Annotated in this window: 12 protein-coding genes and 2 pseudogenes; 9 read left to right on the top strand and 5 right to left on the bottom strand. The window is 66.6% G+C overall.

The window, feature by feature from the left end; translation table 11 throughout:
* Positions 1-126: 126 nt before the first annotated feature.
* Positions 127-1,239 carry an aminotransferase class I/II-fold pyridoxal phosphate-dependent enzyme gene (locus A3M1_RS0118545; RefSeq protein ID WP_018390488.1) on the bottom strand — a complete coding sequence of 371 codons (1,113 nt, stop codon included), beginning with the start codon at positions 1,237-1,239 and terminating at the stop codon, positions 127-129.
* Positions 1,240-1,503: 264 nt separating this feature from the next.
* Between A3M1_RS0118545 and A3M1_RS0118540 the strand changes: the two genes are divergently transcribed.
* The 6 genes from A3M1_RS0118540 to aat all read left to right on the top strand — a co-directional run bounded on the left by A3M1_RS0118540 (position 1,504) and on the right by aat (position 7,187).
* Positions 1,504-2,988 carry a M48 family metalloprotease gene (locus tag A3M1_RS0118540; protein ID WP_018390487.1) on the top strand — a complete coding sequence of 495 codons (1,485 nt, stop codon included), beginning with the start codon at positions 1,504-1,506 and terminating at the stop codon, positions 2,986-2,988.
* A 36-nt stretch (positions 2,989-3,024) separates the two neighbouring features.
* Positions 3,025-3,810 carry a DsbA family protein gene (locus A3M1_RS0118535; RefSeq protein WP_018390486.1) on the top strand — a complete coding sequence of 262 codons (786 nt, stop codon included), beginning with the start codon at positions 3,025-3,027 and terminating at the stop codon, positions 3,808-3,810.
* Positions 3,811-3,996: 186 nt separating this feature from the next.
* Positions 3,997-4,440 (top strand): type II 3-dehydroquinate dehydratase, encoded by a 444-nt coding sequence (aroQ, locus tag A3M1_RS0118530; protein ID WP_018390485.1) that lies wholly within the window; start codon positions 3,997-3,999, stop codon positions 4,438-4,440.
* A gap of 33 nt (positions 4,441-4,473) precedes the next feature.
* Positions 4,474-4,950, top strand: a complete 477-nt coding sequence (accB, locus tag A3M1_RS0118525) for an acetyl-CoA carboxylase biotin carboxyl carrier protein (RefSeq protein WP_026221388.1) — start codon at positions 4,474-4,476, stop codon at positions 4,948-4,950.
* A gap of 10 nt (positions 4,951-4,960) precedes the next feature.
* A complete protein-coding gene (gene accC / locus A3M1_RS0118520; protein WP_018390483.1) occupies positions 4,961-6,313 on the top strand; it encodes an acetyl-CoA carboxylase biotin carboxylase subunit in 1,353 nt (450 codons plus the stop codon).
* 193 nt (positions 6,314-6,506) lie between these two features.
* Positions 6,507-7,187: a leucyl/phenylalanyl-tRNA--protein transferase gene (aat, locus tag A3M1_RS0118515; RefSeq protein WP_018390482.1), complete on the top strand. Its 681-nt coding sequence runs from the start codon at positions 6,507-6,509 to the stop codon at positions 7,185-7,187.
* Here the strand turns inward: aat and A3M1_RS27215 are convergent.
* The 3 genes from A3M1_RS27215 to A3M1_RS0118500 all read right to left on the bottom strand — a co-directional run bounded on the left by A3M1_RS27215 (position 7,118) and on the right by A3M1_RS0118500 (position 9,636).
* Positions 7,118-7,780, bottom strand: a complete 663-nt coding sequence (locus A3M1_RS27215) for a DUF2155 domain-containing protein (RefSeq protein ID WP_051087031.1) — start codon at positions 7,778-7,780, stop codon at positions 7,118-7,120. The genes aat and A3M1_RS27215 overlap by 70 nt on opposite strands.
* Positions 7,781-7,911: 131 nt before the next feature.
* Complete coding sequence (locus A3M1_RS0118505; protein ID WP_018390481.1) at positions 7,912-8,367, bottom strand: NADH:ubiquinone oxidoreductase subunit NDUFA12; 456 nt, start codon at positions 8,365-8,367, stop codon at positions 7,912-7,914.
* Positions 8,368-8,445: 78 nt separating this feature from the next.
* Positions 8,446-9,636, bottom strand: a complete 1,191-nt coding sequence (locus A3M1_RS0118500) for an MFS transporter (RefSeq protein WP_018390480.1) — start codon at positions 9,634-9,636, stop codon at positions 8,446-8,448.
* Positions 9,637-10,212: 576 nt separating this feature from the next.
* Here A3M1_RS0118500 and A3M1_RS0118495 point away from each other — a divergent pair.
* On the top strand, positions 10,213-13,929 hold the full coding sequence (locus tag A3M1_RS0118495) for a vitamin B12-dependent ribonucleotide reductase (RefSeq protein WP_018390479.1): 3,717 nt from the start codon (positions 10,213-10,215) through the stop codon (positions 13,927-13,929).
* Positions 13,930-14,334: 405 nt separating this feature from the next.
* Here A3M1_RS0118495 and A3M1_RS25165 read toward each other — a convergent pair.
* Positions 14,335-14,956: pseudogene (locus tag A3M1_RS25165) on the bottom strand (transposase); the annotation flags it as partial.
* Positions 14,957-15,023: 67 nt separating this feature from the next.
* On the opposite strand from A3M1_RS25165, the pseudogene A3M1_RS26020 reads away from it, so the two are divergent.
* A pseudogene (locus A3M1_RS26020) lies at positions 15,024-15,796 on the top strand (IS3 family transposase); the annotation flags it as partial.
* Between the two features lie 65 nt (positions 15,797-15,861).
* A protein-coding gene (locus A3M1_RS0118475) for an IS3 family transposase (RefSeq protein WP_085930251.1) occupies positions 15,862-17,009 on the top strand; the annotation gives its coding sequence in 2 pieces (ribosomal slippage) (positions 15,862-16,108 and positions 16,108-17,009; 1,149 coding nt in all).
* The last annotated feature ends 238 nt before the right edge of the window (positions 17,010-17,247 follow it).

The following is a 17,247-nucleotide window of genomic DNA, read 5'->3' as shown; positions in this document are numbered from 1 at the left end:
CGGCCGGCACCTCAGCATGACGGCCTTCGTGGACAGGAGCGCGCCGCGGCCCGTCATCCTGAGGTGCGAGCGCAGTGAGCCTCAAAGGACGCAGGGCCTCTCCCCAGCTCCCCCCTCGCCCTACTCTCACCCCTTGCGCAGAAAATCGCCGATGCGCTGCACCGCCTCGCGCATCTCGTCCGGGGCGCCGGCATAGGACAGGCGCAGATAATGGTGGCCGCGATGCGGGTCGAAATCGACCCCCGGCGTCGCCGCCACATGCGCCTCGTCGAGCAGCCGCCGGGCGAAGGCGGCAGAATCGTCGGTGAAGCGCGAGACGTCGGCATAGAGATAGAACGCACCGTCGACGGGCAGGAATTCCGGCAGGCCGACGGCGGGCAGGCCGGTGGTGAGGATCAGCCGGTTCTCCTCATAGCCATGCTTCACCGCCTCCATCTCGCTGGCGCCATCGAACGCCGCCTCGGCGGCGATCTGCGAGAGGGTGGGCACCGAGATCATCAAATTCTGCTGCAGCCGCTCCACCGCGCGCACCAGACCTTCCGGCATCACCATCCAGCCGACCCGCCAGCCGGTCATGCAGAAATATTTCGAGAAGGAATGGATGATGGTGGCCTGCAGGCTGATCGCCGCCGCCGTGGTGGCGGGGAAGGCGTAGTCCAGCCCGTGATAGATCTCGTCGGAAATGAAGCGGATGCCGGCGCCCTCGGCGGTGCGGACCAGTTCGGCCAGCGCCTCGGGCCGCATCATCGTGCCGGTCGGGTTGGCGGGGCTGGCCACCAGCACGCCCTTGAGCGGGGTGCGCCGGTGCGCCTCCAGTAGCGCCTCGGGCGTGATCACCCAGCGCGAGGCGGCATCGGTCTCGATCAGCACCGGCTCGCAGCCCAGCGCCGTCAGGATATGGCGATAGGGGGGATAGCCGGGATTGGCGATCGCCACCCGGTCTCCCGGCTCGAACTGGGCGAGGAAGGTGAGCAGGAAACCGGAGGAGGAGCCGGTCGTCACCACCACCCGCGCCGGGTCGATCTCCACGCCATAGGTCTCGCCATAATGGCGGGCGATGCGGGCGCGCAGCGAGGGAATGCCGAGCGCGGTGGTGTAGCCGATGCGGCCATGGTCGAGCGCCCGACGCGCCGCCTCGCGGGCGGTGGAGGGCGCGGGCGCCGCCGGCTGGCCGACCTCCATATGGATGACATGGCCGCCCGCCGCCTCGATGCGCGCCGCCCGCTCCATCACGTCCATGACGATGAAGGGGGCGATCTCGCTGCGGCGGGAGGCGCCAGCCAGATTTCCGCCGACCAGAGTTCCGCCGACTAGGCTTGCAGCGGCCTCGAGGCGGGGAGAGGAAGGTGTTGCGCTCATATGTACCAACCTTGCCGAACCTGCCGTATCGCCGCCGCATTTTCCGGGCCGTTTCGGCGAATGTTCAATAGAAGATGATGAGGCCGAGGCTTGACCCTGCCGTCCCGACAGCGTCAGTTCGCCGCGAACCCACCGTGTCGATGGATGATGCCTTCCCTGCTGCTTGACAAGCCCTCGCCCACGCGGCGCCTGCACCTCGCCCGCCACCTCCCCGGCGGCCGCCTTGTCGCGCGCCTTGGCGCCGGGCTGGCGCGGGGCGCCACGCTGCTGGCCGCCGCCGCGCTTCTCGCCCCCGCCGGGCCGGCGCAGGCCCAGAGCCGCTCGCCGGGCATCATCCGCGACGCCGAGATCGAAACGCTGATGCGCGACTATACGCGCCCGATCTTCAAGGCCGCCGGGCTGCAGCAGCAGAACATCCAGGTGGTGCTGGTCGGCAGCGACAGTTTCAACGCCTTCGTCGCCGACGGGCGGCGCATCTTCATCAATACCGGCGCGCTCAAGCAGTCAAAGGTGCCGAACGAGATCATCGGCGTGCTGGCGCATGAGACCGGCCATATCGCCGGCGGCCACCTCGCCAATATGCGCCAGCAGCTGGAGACGGCGCAGACCGCCTCCATCGTCGCCATGCTGCTGGCCGCCGGCGGTGTCGCGGCCGGCGCGGCGAGCGGCGCCAATATGGGCGGGGCAGCGGCCGGCGCGGTCATGGCCCCGCAGGAAGTCATCCGCCGCACCCTGCTGTCCTATCAGCGCGGGCAGGAAGCCTCCGCCGACCAGGCGGCGGTGAAGTACCTCACCGCCACCAAGCAGTCGGCCAAGGGCATGCTGACGACGTTCGAGCGCTTCCAGAACGACCAGATGTTCCTGAGCCAGCGCATCGACCCCTATGTGCTCAGCCACCCCATGGCCACCGAGCGCATCGCGCTGCTGACGGAGATGGCGAAGAAGAGCCCCTATTACGACGCCAAGGATTCGCCCGCCCTGCAGGCCCGGCACGACATGATGCGGGCGAAGCTCGTCGGCTTCACCCAGCCGCCGGACTCGGTGAGCCGCACCTATCCGCGCTCGGACAATTCGATGCCGGCGCGCTACGCGCGGGCCATTTCCGGCTACCGCTTCGGCAGCATTCCCGACGCGCTGAACCAGATCGATTCGCTGATCGCCGAGCAGCCGAACAACCCCTATTTCTACGAGCTGAAGGGCCAGGCGCTGCTGGAGGCCGGGCGGGCGCGCGAGGCGGTGCCGCCGCTGCGCCGCGCGGTGGCGCTGTCGGACGGCAACCCGCTCATCCGCATGCTGCTCGGCCAGGCGCTCGTCGCCAACGAGGACAAGGCCTCGATGGAGGAGGCGGTGCGCGAGCTGACCTTCAGCCTGCAGCGCGAGCCGTCCTCGCCGGCCGGCTGGCGCTATCTTGCCATGGCCTATGGCCGCAAGGGCGACATTCCCAATGCCGACCTCGCCTCGGCGCAGGCCGCCTATATGAGCGGTGATTTCCGCCTCTCGCGCGAACTGGCGACAAGGGCCCGCAACGGCTTCAAGCTCGGCACGCCGGGCTGGCTGAAAGCGGACGACATCGTCAACTACAAGCCGCCGGTCGATCGCAACGCCCGCAGCAAGAAAGCCGGCCCATAAATGGCCGCGCCCGCCCCCTTCCCCCTGGAGAACCCCATGTCGTCCCTCAGCCTCTTCCGCCGCGCCGGCCGCGCGACCCTCGCGCTCGGCCTAGCCGCCGGCCTGCTGCTCGGCGCGGCCCACACGCCCGCCTCGGCACTGGACGACGCCCAGCGCAAGGAATTCGAGGGCGTGATCCGCGAGTATCTCGTCAACAATCCCGAGGTGATCCAGGAGGCGATCATGGTGCTCCAGAAGCGCCAGGCCGCCGCCGAGGCCAAGCAGCGCGAAACCGCCGTGGCCGAGCTCAAGCCGCGCATCTACGACACCACGCGCGGCATCGTGGTCGGCAACCCGCAGGGCGACGTCACGCTGGTGGAGTTCTTCGATTACAATTGCGGCTACTGCAAGCGCGCGCTGGCCGACCTGACCGAGCTGATCCAGGGCGACCCGAAGCTGAAGGTCATCCTCAAGGAATTCCCGGTGCTCGGGCCGGGCTCGGTGGAAGCCGCGCGGGTCGGCGTCGCGGTGCGGCTGGCGGCGCCGGACAAGTATTTCGACTTCCACAAGAAGCTGCTCGGCGAGCGCGGGCAGGTCAACAAGGACAAGGCGATCGAGGCCGCGCTGGCCGTCGGAATCAACAAGGCGGCGCTGGAGAAGGCGCTGGAGAACCCCGAGGTGAACGCCACGCTGCAGGACGACCTGCAGCTGGCCGAAGCGCTCGGCATTGACGGCACGCCGAGCTATGTGCTGGGCGACCAGGTGGTGGTCGGCGCGGTCGGCCATGACCAGCTCAAGGGCGCCATCGCCTCGGTGCGCAGCTGCGGCAAGACCCAGTGCTGATTTCCCAGCTGCCCGCCCAGTGCTGAGCTTTTACTGAACGGATCCCCCCGCCGGCGGCTGATAGTGTTGCCGGCCGGGGATAATCCTGCGGAAAGCGCGGCGGGGCTTGGCGCGGGGCTAGCCATTGCCTATAACCCCGCGGCCGTCCCGGCATGGGGCCGCCGGCGGCTGGCTGAATGAGGCGCGATGCCCGACACGGTGCATGTTCTCAACGGACCGAACCTCAACCTGCTCGGCACGCGCGAGCCGGAGGTGTACGGCCGTGCGACCCTCGCCGATGTCGAAGCCGCCTGCCGCGCCGCCTGCGAGCGCCACGGGCTGCAACTCGTGTTCCGCCAGAGCAACCATGAGGGCGAGCTCGTCACCTTCCTTCAGGAAGCGCGCGGCTCGCGCGGCGTGGTGCTGAACGCGGCCGCCTACACCCATACGTCCGTCGCCCTGGCCGACGCCATCAAGGCGGTCGGCCTCATTGTCGTCGAAGTCCACCTGTCCAACGTCTTCGCGCGCGAAGCCTTCCGCCATCATTCCTATATCTCGCCGGTCGCCCGTGGGGTGATCTGCGGCCTGGGGATCGATGGCTACCGGCTCGCCATCGACGCGCTTGCCACCGCCGGTGGCAGGATCAGCTGAGGGAGACGGGCGAGCGACCGTCACGGGATCATGATGAAAACCAACAAGCCGAACATCGACCCCGCGCTGGTGCGCGAGATCGCCAACCTGCTCTCCGAAAGCGACCTCACCGAGATCGAGGTGCAGCAGGAAGATTTGCGCATCCGCGTCGTCCGCGCCCCGCCGACCGTCTATGCCGCCGCCCCGGTGGCGGTTGCGCCCGCCCCGGCGGCGCCCGCCCCCGCGCCGGTGCCCGCCGCGCTGGCGCCGGCGGCTGTGGACGATGTCTCCAAGCATCCCGGCCTCGTCACTTCGCCGATGGTGGGCACCGCCTATCTCGGCCCGGAGCCCGGCGCCAAGTACTTCATCGATGTCGGCTCGGTGGTGAAGGAAGGCCAGACGCTGCTCATCGTCGAGGCGATGAAGACCATGAACGCGATTCCCGCGCCCCGCGCCGGCACCGTGACCCGAATCCTCGTGGAGAATGCGCAGCCGGTCGAATATGGCGAGCCACTCCTGATCATCGAGTGAGGCGCGCCTGATGTTCGGCAAGATCCTGATTGCCAATCGCGGCGAGATCGCCCTGCGCGTGCTGCGCGCCTGCAAGGAAATGGGCATCGCCACCGTGGCGGTTCATTCCACCGCCGACGCCAACGCCATGCATGTGAAGCTGGCCGACGAGAGCGTGTGCATCGGCCCGGCATCGGCCAAGGACAGCTACCTCAACATTCCCGCCCTGCTCGCCGCCTGCGAGATAACAGGCGCCGAGGCGGTGCATCCGGGCTACGGATTCCTCTCCGAGAATGCGCGCTTCGCCGAGATCCTGATCGATCACGGCGTCGCCTTCATCGGGCCCAAGCCCGAGCATATCCGCGTCATGGGCGACAAGATCGAAGCCAAGCGCACCGCCAAGAAGCTTGGCATTCCGTGCGTGCCGGGTTCCGAGGGCGGCGTCACCTCCGATGACGAGGCGATCAAGGTCGCCAATGAGATCGGCTACCCCGTGCTGATCAAGGCCGCTGCCGGCGGTGGCGGACGTGGCATGAAGGTGGCGCGCTCTGAAGACGAGCTGTCCGCCGCCCTGTCCACCGCGCGTTCGGAAGCGCGGGCCAATTTCGGCGACGACGCGGTCTATATCGAGAAATATCTCGGCACGCCCCGCCACATCGAAATCCAGGTTTTCGGCGACGGCAAGGGCAATGCGGTGCATCTGGGCGAGCGCGACTGCTCGCTGCAGCGCCGGCACCAGAAGGTGCTGGAGGAAGCCCCCTCCCCGACCATCACCGCCGAGCAGCGCGCCCGCATTGGCGAGACCTGCGCCAAGGCGATGCGCGACATGAAGTATCTCGGCGCCGGAACCATCGAGTTCCTGTACGAGAATGGCGAGTTCTACTTCATCGAGATGAACACCCGCATCCAGGTGGAGCATCCGGTGACGGAAGCCATCACCGGCTTCGACCTGATCCGCGAGCAGATCCGCGTCGCGGCAGGCGAGGCGTTGAGCTTCACCCAGGACGATGTGGTGCTGAACGGCCATGCGATCGAGTGCCGGGTCAACGCCGAGCACCCGCGCACCTTCCGGCCCTCGCCGGGCAAGATCGGCTACTGGCATGTGCCCGGTGGCCTCGGCGTGCGGATCGATTCGGCGGTCTATCAGGGCTATTCGATCCCGCCCTATTACGACAGCATGATCGGCAAGCTGATCGTCCACGCCGCCACCCGCGAGGAGTGCCTGGCACGTCTGCGCCGGGCGCTGAACGAGTTCGTGGTGGAAGGCATCGAGACCACGCTGCCGCTGTTCCGCGAGCTGGTCGAGAATGACGACATCAAGCGCGGCGCCTACGACATCCATTGGCTGGAGCATTTTCTGGCCGAAGGCGAACCGGGCGCCTGAGGCACCTGCGCGATCACCATTCGATCAACGTCATGGCCGGGCTTGTCCCGGCCATTCACGTTTTTAGGACACGGGGCCTTGTAGAATTGTGGATGCCCGCCCCAAGGCCGGGCATGACGGCGCCCCCCTTCCTGCTTGCCGTTTGCCCTGCCCCCGCCTTCACAGCGCCGCCCATCTCCGTCATGCTGGCGCGATGTCACGCCCGCGCGAACACCAGGTCGAGATCACCCCGGAAGTGCTGCTGAAGGCCTATGCCTGCGGCATCTTCCCCATGGCCGAGAGCGCCGACGACCCCGGCCTCTACTGGATCGAGCCGGAACGGCGCGGCGTCATTCCGCTCGACGGCTTCGCCATTTCCAGCCGCCTCGCCCGCACCATCCGCTCGGACAAGTTCGAGATCCGCATCGACCATGACTTCGAGGCTGTGATCGACGGCTGCGCCGCCCCGGCCGACGGGCGCGGCTCGACCTGGATCAACCGGCGCATCCGCAAGCTCTATTGCGACCTCTATGCGCGCGGCCATTGCCATTCGGTGGAAGCCTGGCAGGACGGGGCGCTGGTCGGTGGGCTTTATGGCGTGCGGCTCGGGCGCGCCTTCTTCGGCGAGAGCATGTTCCACACCGCGCGCGACGCCTCGAAAGTGGCGCTGGTGCATCTGGTGGCGCGGCTGAAGAAGGGAGGCTTCGTGCTGCTCGACACCCAGTTCGTCACCGACCATCTGAAGAGCTTCGGCGCCATCGAGGTGCCGCGGCGCCAGTATCACCGCCTGCTGGCGCAGGCGCTGGAGGCGGGCGAGGGTGATTTCTACTGCTGGCCGCCGGGCGAGGCGATCACCGGGGCGGTCTGCTTGCAGTCGGTCAGCCAGACATCATAGATCGGGTGCTCGACGCCGTGCAGGCCGGGGCTGGAGGCGAACATCCAGCCGCCGAACAGCGGCTCAACCTTGCCATCCAGCGAAATCTCCTGGATCTCGACAAAGCCGGTCGTGTTCTGCTGCTCGGTCTCGGGCCGCGTGTAGCAGGCGCGCGGGGTGATGCGCAGCGCGCCGAACTGCACCGTCTCGTTGATCGCCACGTCGAAGCTGGTGATGCGGCCGGTGATCTTGTCGAGGCCGGAAAACACCGCCGTGCGGTTCTCAACCTTCTGTTCCGGCGGCTGGATCACCTCGATATCGCCGCTGGGGCCGACGGTGGCCTGGCCCGGCACTTCCGCCGGGGCCTGCGCCGGGGCGCGCGGCGCCCCCGCATCGGGGTCGTCCATGATCGAGGGCACGCCCACCCCGCCGGGCGGCGAATCGGGGTCCTGCACCGGCCCGTCCATCACGCCGGGGGGCGGTGCCAGCGGCTGCGATTCGACGCCGCCCTGCCAGCTCTGCTGGGCGGCGAGCGGGGAAGCGAACGCGGCAAACGCCACGGCGGCAAGCAGCGTGGACCGCAGGAAGGGTCGGAAGGCGGAAATGCCGTGCACCGGAAAGCCTCGCGAAGCGCACCAGCCCTCCGGCGCGCGCAGGGGGCCAAGATGCCGGGCAATGCGGCGATGTCGGGGCGGGCGCGAAAATGCCGCGCGCGGCCCCGCCTGCCCTGCCGGCGCGGCGAGCCTCACTCGGGCGTCCAGGCCTTGTAGTCGCCCGTCACTTCCGGGCGATGGCCGAAGCCGATGGCGGAGCCCGGCGGGTGATAGGCGTTGACCGTGCCGGTCGGGTTCGGCCGGTGCGGCTTTTCCCATTCATGCGCCACATAGGTTTCCTGGCTCGGCGGCACGTCGGAGCGCTGGTGCATCCAGGCGTGCCAGCCCGGCGGAATGGCGGTGGCCTCGGCGACGCCGTTATAGATCACCCAGCGCCGCTCGAAGCCGAGCGCGGGGTCGATCTTGCCGCCCTTGGTGCGGAAATAACGGTTGCCGAAATCGTCCGTGCCGACGAACTCCCCATACCGCCAGGTGTGGAAGCGCGTGCCCATGGTCTGGGCATTCCACCAGGTGAAGGTCTCGGTGATGAAGTCGGAAAGCTTCACGAAAATCGTCCCTGCGCCGGCCGTAAATCTCGCGCGGAACATGCCATCCGCACCGCCCGAAGTCCAGTCGCACAAAGTCCCGCCGCACGACGTCCCGCCGCGCACGCGCCGGCGCGGCGCTTAACCACGTCGGCGGAACTCGGTGGCGTAATAGGCCAGCGCCAGAACCAGCACCGCGCTGCCCGCCACCGTCACCGCGCTCCAGCCGCCCAGCGCATAAAGCGGGCTGGCCAGCGCCGAACCCAGCGCCCCGCCGAAGAAGAAGGTGGCGATATAGAGCGCGTTCAGCCGCGAGCGGATCTCCGGCGCCAGCATGAAGATGGCGCGCTGGCCGAACACCAGATTGGCCGTCGCCGCGCAGTCGAGCACGATGGCGCCAAGCGCCAGCACTACCACCGAGGAGGTAGCGACGCCGAGCTGGGTGACGAGCAGGCCGGCGATCGCCAGCAGCAGCGCCGCCCCGGTCGCCAGCTTTGAGAATCCCCGGTCAGCCAGCCAGCCGGCAAGCGGCGAGACCACGACGCTGGCGGCTCCGGCCAGCGCGAACAGCGCGATGCCCTGCTGGCCAAGGCCGAAGGCGGGCGACGAGAGTTCCAGCGGCGCCGCGGTCCAGAACAGGGTGAAGGCGCCGAACATCGCCGCCTGATAGGCCGCGCGCCGGCGCAGCACCGGCTGCGTCCGCAGCAGCGGTCCCAGCGAGCCGACGAGGCGGCGATAGCTGGAGCGCCCGCTCGGGCGGCGTGCCGGCAAGGCGAGCCGCAGTCCCACCGCCAGCGCCAGCATCGCCAGCGCGGCGATGAGGAACACCGCCCGCCAGCCGAACCAGTGCGCCAGCAGCGAGGAGACCGGCCGCGCCAGCAAGATGCCGGTCATCAGCCCGCTGACCACGCTGCCGACCTTGCGCCCGCGCTCTTCCGGCCGGGCGAGATGGGCGGCGAAGGGCACCGCCACCTGCGCCACCACCGAGCCGATGCCGAACACCAGCGCCGCCAACAGGAACAGCGCCGGCGCGGTGGCAACGAAGGCGACGCCCAGCCCCGCCGCCGCGCAGAGCAGGATGGCGCCGATCAGCCGGCGGTTCTCGACAATGTCGCCGAGCGGCACCAGCAGCAGCAGGCCCACGATGTAGCCCAGCTGCCCCACCGTGACGACGAGGCTCGCCAGCGTTTCGTCAAGCCCGATATCGTCGGCGATCAGCGCGATCAGCGGCTGGGCGTAATAGAGATTGGCCGCGCCGAGGCCGGCCGCCAGCGCCAGCAGGAAAAAGGTCAGGGCGCCGGCGGCGGGGGGCGCGACGGGGGCGGAGGTCATGCAATGGCCGGGTTGGATGGCAGGGTTGCTGCCATTTGAGCCCCCTCGCCGCCGCTGTCCAGATGCCGGTGGGTCAGCGCGGCCTTGCCAGCGTGCCAAGAGACAAAGGCGAAAGCCAAAACGTCACGCCATGCCCGTCATCCCCGCTGTCCACCGCCCGCGCGGAAAGACGCGATTGGCTCTGGACTCAGGGGCCGAATCCCCCACGGATTGTCGTTCGGCCCTGGCAGCCGGACTGTTGCATCACCATCTACATTTAGAGATTTTTCACATACTCCACACTAGAGTTTGTGACATCAGGTTGACGCGTAACAGGGAGTCGGCCAGTTTGGCGCCGTCGCCCGCAGCGTGTGTTTTGTGGGCCGGCATCATCCATATTGAAGCGGGCTCCAGCGCCGGTACCACCTTCCGGCGGGCGTTTGTGCGTGCCACGTGCGTAGCAACAACACACCGGAACGGTGCGGCCATTCGGCCGTTCGATTCCGGGATGACGGGGTTATGCGGACGCAGGTCCGAGGCTTTGAAGATCGACACGCGGGCCGCGGACAGGTCCGCCCGAACCGGGGACGAACCAGAATGCGCATCCAGCGCCGTTACACGCAGGCCGGCCGTTCACCCTATGCGGACATCGCGTTCCGCAAGGCGACGAGCGAGATTCGCAATCCGGACGGGTCGGTGGTGTTCCGTCTCGAAGCCATCGACGTGCCCGAGCATTTCTCGCAGGTCGCCACCGACATCATCGCGCAGAAGTATTTCCGCAAGGCGGGCGTACCGGCGCGGCTGAAGAAGGCCGAGGAAGAGACCGTCCCGTCCTTCCTCTGGCGCGGCGTCGCCGACGAGAAGGCGCTCGGTGCCCTGGCCGAGAAGGACCGCTTCATCGGCGAGACCGATTCCCGCCAGGTCTTCGATCGTCTGGCCGGCACCTGGACCTATTGGGGCTGGAAGGGCGGCTATTTCGATTCGGAAGAGGACGCGCAGGCCTTCTTCGACGAGCACCGCTACATGCTGGCGATGCAGATGGCGGCGCCGAACTCGCCGCAATGGTTCAACACCGGCCTGCACTGGGCCTATGGCATTGACGGCCCCAGCCAGGGCCATTTCTATGTCGACCATGTCACCGGCCAGCTCACCCGCTCGGCGACCTCCTATGAGCACCCCCAGCCGCATGCCTGCTTCATCCAGTCCGTCTCCGACGATCTGGTGAACGATGGCGGCATCATGGACCTGTGGGTGCGCGAGGCGCGCCTGTTCAAGTATGGCTCCGGCACCGGCTCCAACTTCTCCGCCCTGCGCGGCGAGGGCGAGAAGCTCTCCGGCGGCGGCCGCTCCTCCGGCCTGATGAGCTTCCTCAAGATCGGCGACCGCGCGGCGGGCGCCATCAAGTCCGGCGGCACCACCCGGCGCGCCGCCAAGATGGTGGTGGTCGATGTCGATCACCCCGACATCGAGACCTATGTCGACTGGAAGGTGAAGGAGGAGCAGAAGGTCGCCGCTCTCGTCACCGGCTCCAAGACCGTCGCCAAGCACATGAAGGCCGTGATGAAGGCCTGCGTGAACTGCGAGGGCGAAGGCGACGATTGCTACGACCCTTCGATGAACCCCGCCCTGAAGCGCGAGATCCGCGCCGCCAAGAAGGCGCAGGTGCCGGAGAACTATATCCGCCGCGTCGTGCAGTTCGCCAAGCAGGGCTACACCGACATCGAATTCCCGATCTACGACACCGATTGGGATTCCGAGGCCTATCTCACCGTCTCCGGCCAGAACTCGAACAATTCGGTGCGCGTCGACGACGCCTTCCTGAATGCCGTCGAGGCCGATGCCGACTGGAACCTGACCTCGCGCATCACCGGCAAGGTGACGAAGACGCTGAAGGCGCAGGACCTGTGGGAGAAGATCGGCCACGCCGCCTGGGCCTGCGCCGATCCCGGCATCCAGTTCCACACCACGATCAATGACTGGCACACCAGCCCGGCCGGCGGCCCGATCCGCGCCTCCAACCCGTGCTCCGAGTACATGTTCCTCGACGACACGGCGTGCAACCTCGCCTCGCTGAACCTGCTGCAGTTCCGCAACGCGGACGGCACGTTCGATGTCGAGAGCTATGAGCATGCCTGCCGGCTGTGGACCGTCGTGCTCGAAATCTCGATCCTGATGGCGCAGTTCCCCTCGAAGGAGATCGCGCAGCTCTCCTACGACTACCGCACCCTCGGCCTCGGCTACGCCAATATTGGCGGCCTGCTGATGACCTCCGGCATCCCCTATGATTCGGACGCCGGCCGCGCCTATTGCGGCGCGCTCACCGCCATCATGACCGGCGTCGCCTATGCCACCTCGGCCGAAATGGCCAAGCAGCTCGGCCCGTTCCCGGAATATCAGCCCAACGCCGCCCACATGCTGCGGGTGATGCGCAACCACCGCCGCGCCGCCTATGGCGAGCGCGAGGGCTATGAAGGGCTGAGCACCAACCCGGTGCCGCTCGACCATGCCAAGGTGCCCGAGGCGCTGCTCGTCGAGCGCGCCAAGGCGACCTGGGACCTCGCCCTCTCGCTCGGCGAGGCGCATGGCTACCGCAACGCCCAGACCACGCTGCTCGCGCCCACCGGCACGATCGGCCTTGTCATGGATTGCGACACGACCGGCATCGAGCCCGACTTCGCGCTGGTGAAGTTCAAGAAGCTGGCTGGCGGCGGCTATTTCAAGATCATCAACCGCGCCGTGCCGGAGGCGCTGCGCACGCTCGGCTATTCCGAGAGCCAGCTCGCCGAGATCGAGGCCTATGCGGTCGGCCACGGCTCCATCACCCAGGCGCCGGCGATCAACCACTCGACCCTGCGCACCAAGGGCTTCGACGACGCCATGCTGTCGAAGATCGACGGCAGCGTGAAGGCGGCCTTCGACATCAAGTTCGTGTTCAACCGCTGGACCCTGGGCGACGAGGCGCTGGCCAAGCTCGGCGTGCCGGCCGACAAGCTGGCCGATCCGGCCTTCGAGCTGCTGCCCTTCCTCGGCTTCTCCAAGAAGGACGTCGAAGCCGCGAACATCCATGTCTGCGGCGCGATGACCCTGGAGGGTGCGCCCTTCCTCAAGCCCGAGCACTATCCCGTCTTCGACTGCGCCAATCCGTGCGGGCGCATCGGCAAGCGCTATCTCTCGGTGGTCAGCCACATTCTGATGATGGCGGCGGCGCAGCCCTTCCTCTCGGGCGCGATCTCCAAGACCATCAACATGCCGAACGAGGCGACGGTCGAGGACTGCAAGGAGGCCTATCTGCTCTCCTGGCGCCTCGCGCTGAAGGCCAACGCGCTCTACCGCGACGGCTCCAAGCTCTCCCAGCCGCTGAACTCGCAGCTCATCTCCGACGAGGATGACGAGGAAGACGCGGTCGAGGCGCTGCTGGAAAAGCCCGCCGCCGCCCGCGCCACCCAGATCACCGAGAAGGTGGTGGAGAAGATCGTCGAGCGCGTCATCGCCATGCGCGACCGCGAGAAGATGCCGGACCGCCGCAAGGGCTACACCCAGAAGGCAGTGGTCGGCGGGCACAAGGTCTATCTGCGCACCGGTGAATATGATGATGGCCGCCTCGGCGAGATCTTCATCGACATGCACAAGGAAGGCGCGGCGCTGCGCTCCTTCATCAACAATTTCGCCATCTCGGTGTCGCTGGGCCTCCAGTACGGCGTGCCGCTGGAGGAATATGTCGACGCCTTCACCTTCACCCGCTTCGAGCCCGCCGGCCCGGTGCAGGGCAATGAGGTGATCAAATACGCCACCTCGATCCTCGACTACATCTTCCGCGAGCTCGCCGTGTCCTATCTCGGCCGCCACGAGCTCGGCCATGTCGAGCCGGGCGAGTCGAATTTCGACGCGCTGGGCAAGGGCGTGGACGAGGGCAAGGCCTCGGCGACCTCGGCCGCCTCGCGCATGGTCTCCAAGGGGCTGATGCGCGGCAAGAATGTGAGCCTGATGGTGGTGCCGGCCGGCACCCCCATCGCGCCCACCAGCGCGGCGTCGAACGTCACCGCGCTGCGCGGCGGCATCCAGGGCGCCACCGCGCTCAAGGCCGAGCCGATGGACGAGGACGAGCCGGAGCTTGGCAGCACCGACGCCCTCCCCTGGGCCGCTCCCGCAGCGGCGCCGGCCGCCGCCGGCCCGACCAAGGCGGAAGCCCGCGCCATGGCCCGCGCCAAGGGCTATGAGGGCGAATCCTGCCCCGAGTGCCAGAACTTCACCATGGTGAGGAACGGGACCTGCCTGAAGTGCGAGACCTGCGGCTCGACGACGGGGTGCAGCTGAGCTTCGGCAGAGAGTTGACTTGACGCGTCACTGAATCTCGCTCAACGGCGCAATAGTTCGCTCAAACGTCGCACGAAGTTCGCTCACCCCGATTTTTAGGGGTGAGCGAGGGTTCGAAGCGGCATTTGCATGATGTGTTGGATTTGCGGCGTGACGACAGACTGGCGTTTCGCTCGAAAGCTGAGCTGTTGTCGTGCCACCCAAAGGTTGAGCATTTGACGCCATAGTTTGGCTCAATGGCAGCCAAAGGTTGGCGCGGACCAGAAAATCAAGGGCTGACGACGCTTCAATGCGTTGTCAGCCCTTATTTTTCCCGAAATGCGAAACGGCGAGACCAATGGCATGGGCGAGGCCGAAGGACGTCGGCTGATCTCCCTTAGAAGCCCCTCGAGTGCCCCCTCAAAGACGTCCGCTTTGCGCCGCATCAACATCGACGATGACGGCGTGGTCGAGATCGATCAGGTAGTTGGTCGCGTAGGCGAAGAAGGCATGCCCATTCAGCGCGCCGGTCCACTGCGCGGGGGGCCGATTTCGACACGAACTTCGGCTTCACCTCGCTGGCCGCACCCCAGGCCGCCTCGTCGAGCGTGTCGAGATATTCCTGAACCGAGCGGCGGCTCTCGGCGAGGGCGTTCCAATCGACCGCTTCCAAACCCACCGCAGAGCGCTGCTTGTTAGCGTCCGCCTTGATCAGGCTGGCATCTACGGCGAATCCTTCGCCCCCGACAAGACCTTCCTCGATGCAGCGACGGACCGTCGTCTCGAACAGCTCGCGCAGTAGGTCACTGTCGCGGAAGCGGCCATGCCGGTTCTTTGAGAAGGTGGAATGGTCAGGCACGTACCCTCCCAGCCCGAGCCGACAGAACCAACGGTAGGCGAGGTTGAGATGCACCTCCTCGCATAGCCGCCGCTCCGAGCGGATGCCGAAGCAATCGCCGACGAGCAGCATACGGATCATCAGTTCCGGGTCGATCGAGGGGCGCCCGGTCTCGCTGTAAAATTGGCGGAGATGTTGACGTGCTCCCGCCGATTTAGGCCGGTCTGAACTGGAATTTTCCACTTATGATCCCTGTGTCGGGGACGAGGAGAGTTCCATGAAGACGTCGAAGTTCACGGAGGCGCAAATCGCCTTCGTGCTGAAGCAGGCGGAGGATGGTGCGCCGGTCGCGGAGGTCTGCCGGAAGGCGGGCATCTCGGACGCGACGTTCTATAATTGGCGGAAGAAGTATGCGGGGTTGATGCCCTCGGAGATGAAGCGGCTGCGTCAGCTCGAGGAGGAGAACGCCAAGCTGAAGCGGATCGTCGCGGACCTGTCGCTCGACAAGGCCATGCTCCAGGACGTGCTGTCAAAAAAGCTCTGAGGCCTGCGCGTAAGCGGGAGCTTGTCGACAAGGTTCGCAGCGATTGGAAGGTGTCGGCCAGGCGCGCCTGCGCCGCCCTCCGGATCGATCGGGCTCTTTACGTCTACAAGTCGAAGCGTGGCACGCAGGCCGAGCTGAAGCAGCGCATCAAGGAGATCTGCGAGACGCGGGTACGGTACGGATATCGCCGGGTCCACGTCCTGTTGCGCAGAGACGGATGGGCGGTCAATCCAAAGCGGATCTATCGTCTTTACAAGGAGTTGGGGCTGCAATTGCGCAACAAGGTACCCAAGCGCCGGGTGAAGGCGAAGCTGCGGGACGACCGTCGGGTGGCCACCCGAACGAACGAGACCTGGGCCATGGACTTCGTTCATGACCAACTGGCGACCGGGCGAAAGATCCGCGTGCTGACGATCGTCGATACATTCTCCCGGTTCTCACCGGTCGTGGATGCGCGGTTCAGCTATCGGGGTGAGGATGTGGTGCTGACCCTTGAACGGGTCTGCGCGACTGAACCGCCCCTAGATTCCTGGACGCCTTCTTCCCTAAATTTTGAGGCAAGGAGGCCCCAATGGGCAAGGCGAACTTCACCGAGGACTTCAAGCGCGACGCGGTCCTTCAGATCACCGAGCGGGGCTATCCGGTTGCGGAGGTGGCGGCGCGACTGGGGATCAGCAAGTACTCGCTCTACGAGTGGAGGAAACGGTACGGCAAGCCTGCCGCCGTGGCCCGCGATGACGATCAGGCTGCGGAGGTCCGCCGGCTGAAGCGCGAGTTGCAACGCGTTACGGAGGAGCGCGACATCCTAAAAAAAGCAGCCGCGTACTTCGCCAAGGATGCAAAGTGAAGTACGCGTTCATCGCTGAGCATCGCCTGCTGTTTTCGATCCGTGCCATGTGTCGGTGCCTGCGTGTCCAGCCCAGTGGCTTCTACGCCTGGCTGAAGGATCCGCTGAGCAAGCGCGCGCAGGAAGACCACCGACAGACCGAGCTGATCCGCGCGGCATGGAGCGAGAGCGGCAAGGTCTATGGCTACCGAAAGCTCCACGATGACTTGGCGGACATGGGCGAGAGCTGCTGTCCCAACCGAGTTGCGCGGCTGACGCGGCTTGCCGGCATCCGAGCGCAGATCGGCTACAAGCGCCGCCCCGGCCACTATGGAGGCAAGCCATCCCTGGCGGTCGACAACACGCTCGATCGCCGGTTTGACGCGGAGGCGCCGGACAAGGCCTGGGTGACCGACATCACCTACATCCGCACCCACGAAGGCTTCGCCTATCTGGCGGTCGTGATCGACCTCTTCTCCCGCCGCGTCGTCGGCTGGTCCATGCAGGCCCGGCAGACGACCAACGTCGTGCTTCAGGCGCTGCTGGCCGCCGTCTGGCGACGCAAGCCGAAGGGCCGTGTGCTGGTGCATTCGGACCAGGGGAGCCAGTTCACCAGCATGGAATGGGCGTCGTTCCTGAAGCACCACGACCTGGAGCCATCCATGAGCCGGCGCGGCAACTGCCATGACAACGCCGTGGCCGAGAGCTTCTTCAACCTGCTCAAGCGCGAGCGTATCCGCCGCAAGGTCTACCGCACGCGCGACGAGGCACGCGGGGACGTGTTCGATTACATCGAGATGTTCTACAACCCCACCCGCAAGCACGCACGCAATGGGATGCTGTCCCCAATCGAGTTCGAACGGCAGCACAAAGCCAAAGCCGAGGGCGTCTAGAAAACGCGGGGCGGTTCAGGCCGTAGTCGCACGCTCAACTAACGACGCTACCAAAGCAAGGGCCACCCCTAAACTCAGGCGTGTGTTTTCCCGCCCCACCTCAGAGGCTGCCAACAGCTTCGAGCTGATTGGCTACGGCGGTCTTCGTTGGATCGAACAGCCGCGTCGCGACAAGCGGACGCTCTTAACATCCGATAAGGGGCAGTTTCGGCCTCGGACATTCATCGGCGATATGTCC

It is taken from the genome of Ancylobacter sp. FA202, assembly GCF_000380205.1.
Classification (GTDB): Bacteria; Pseudomonadota; Alphaproteobacteria; order Rhizobiales; family Xanthobacteraceae; genus Ancylobacter.
Note: the sequence above shows the minus strand (reverse complement) of the source record. Positions and strands in the feature narration are given on the sequence as shown.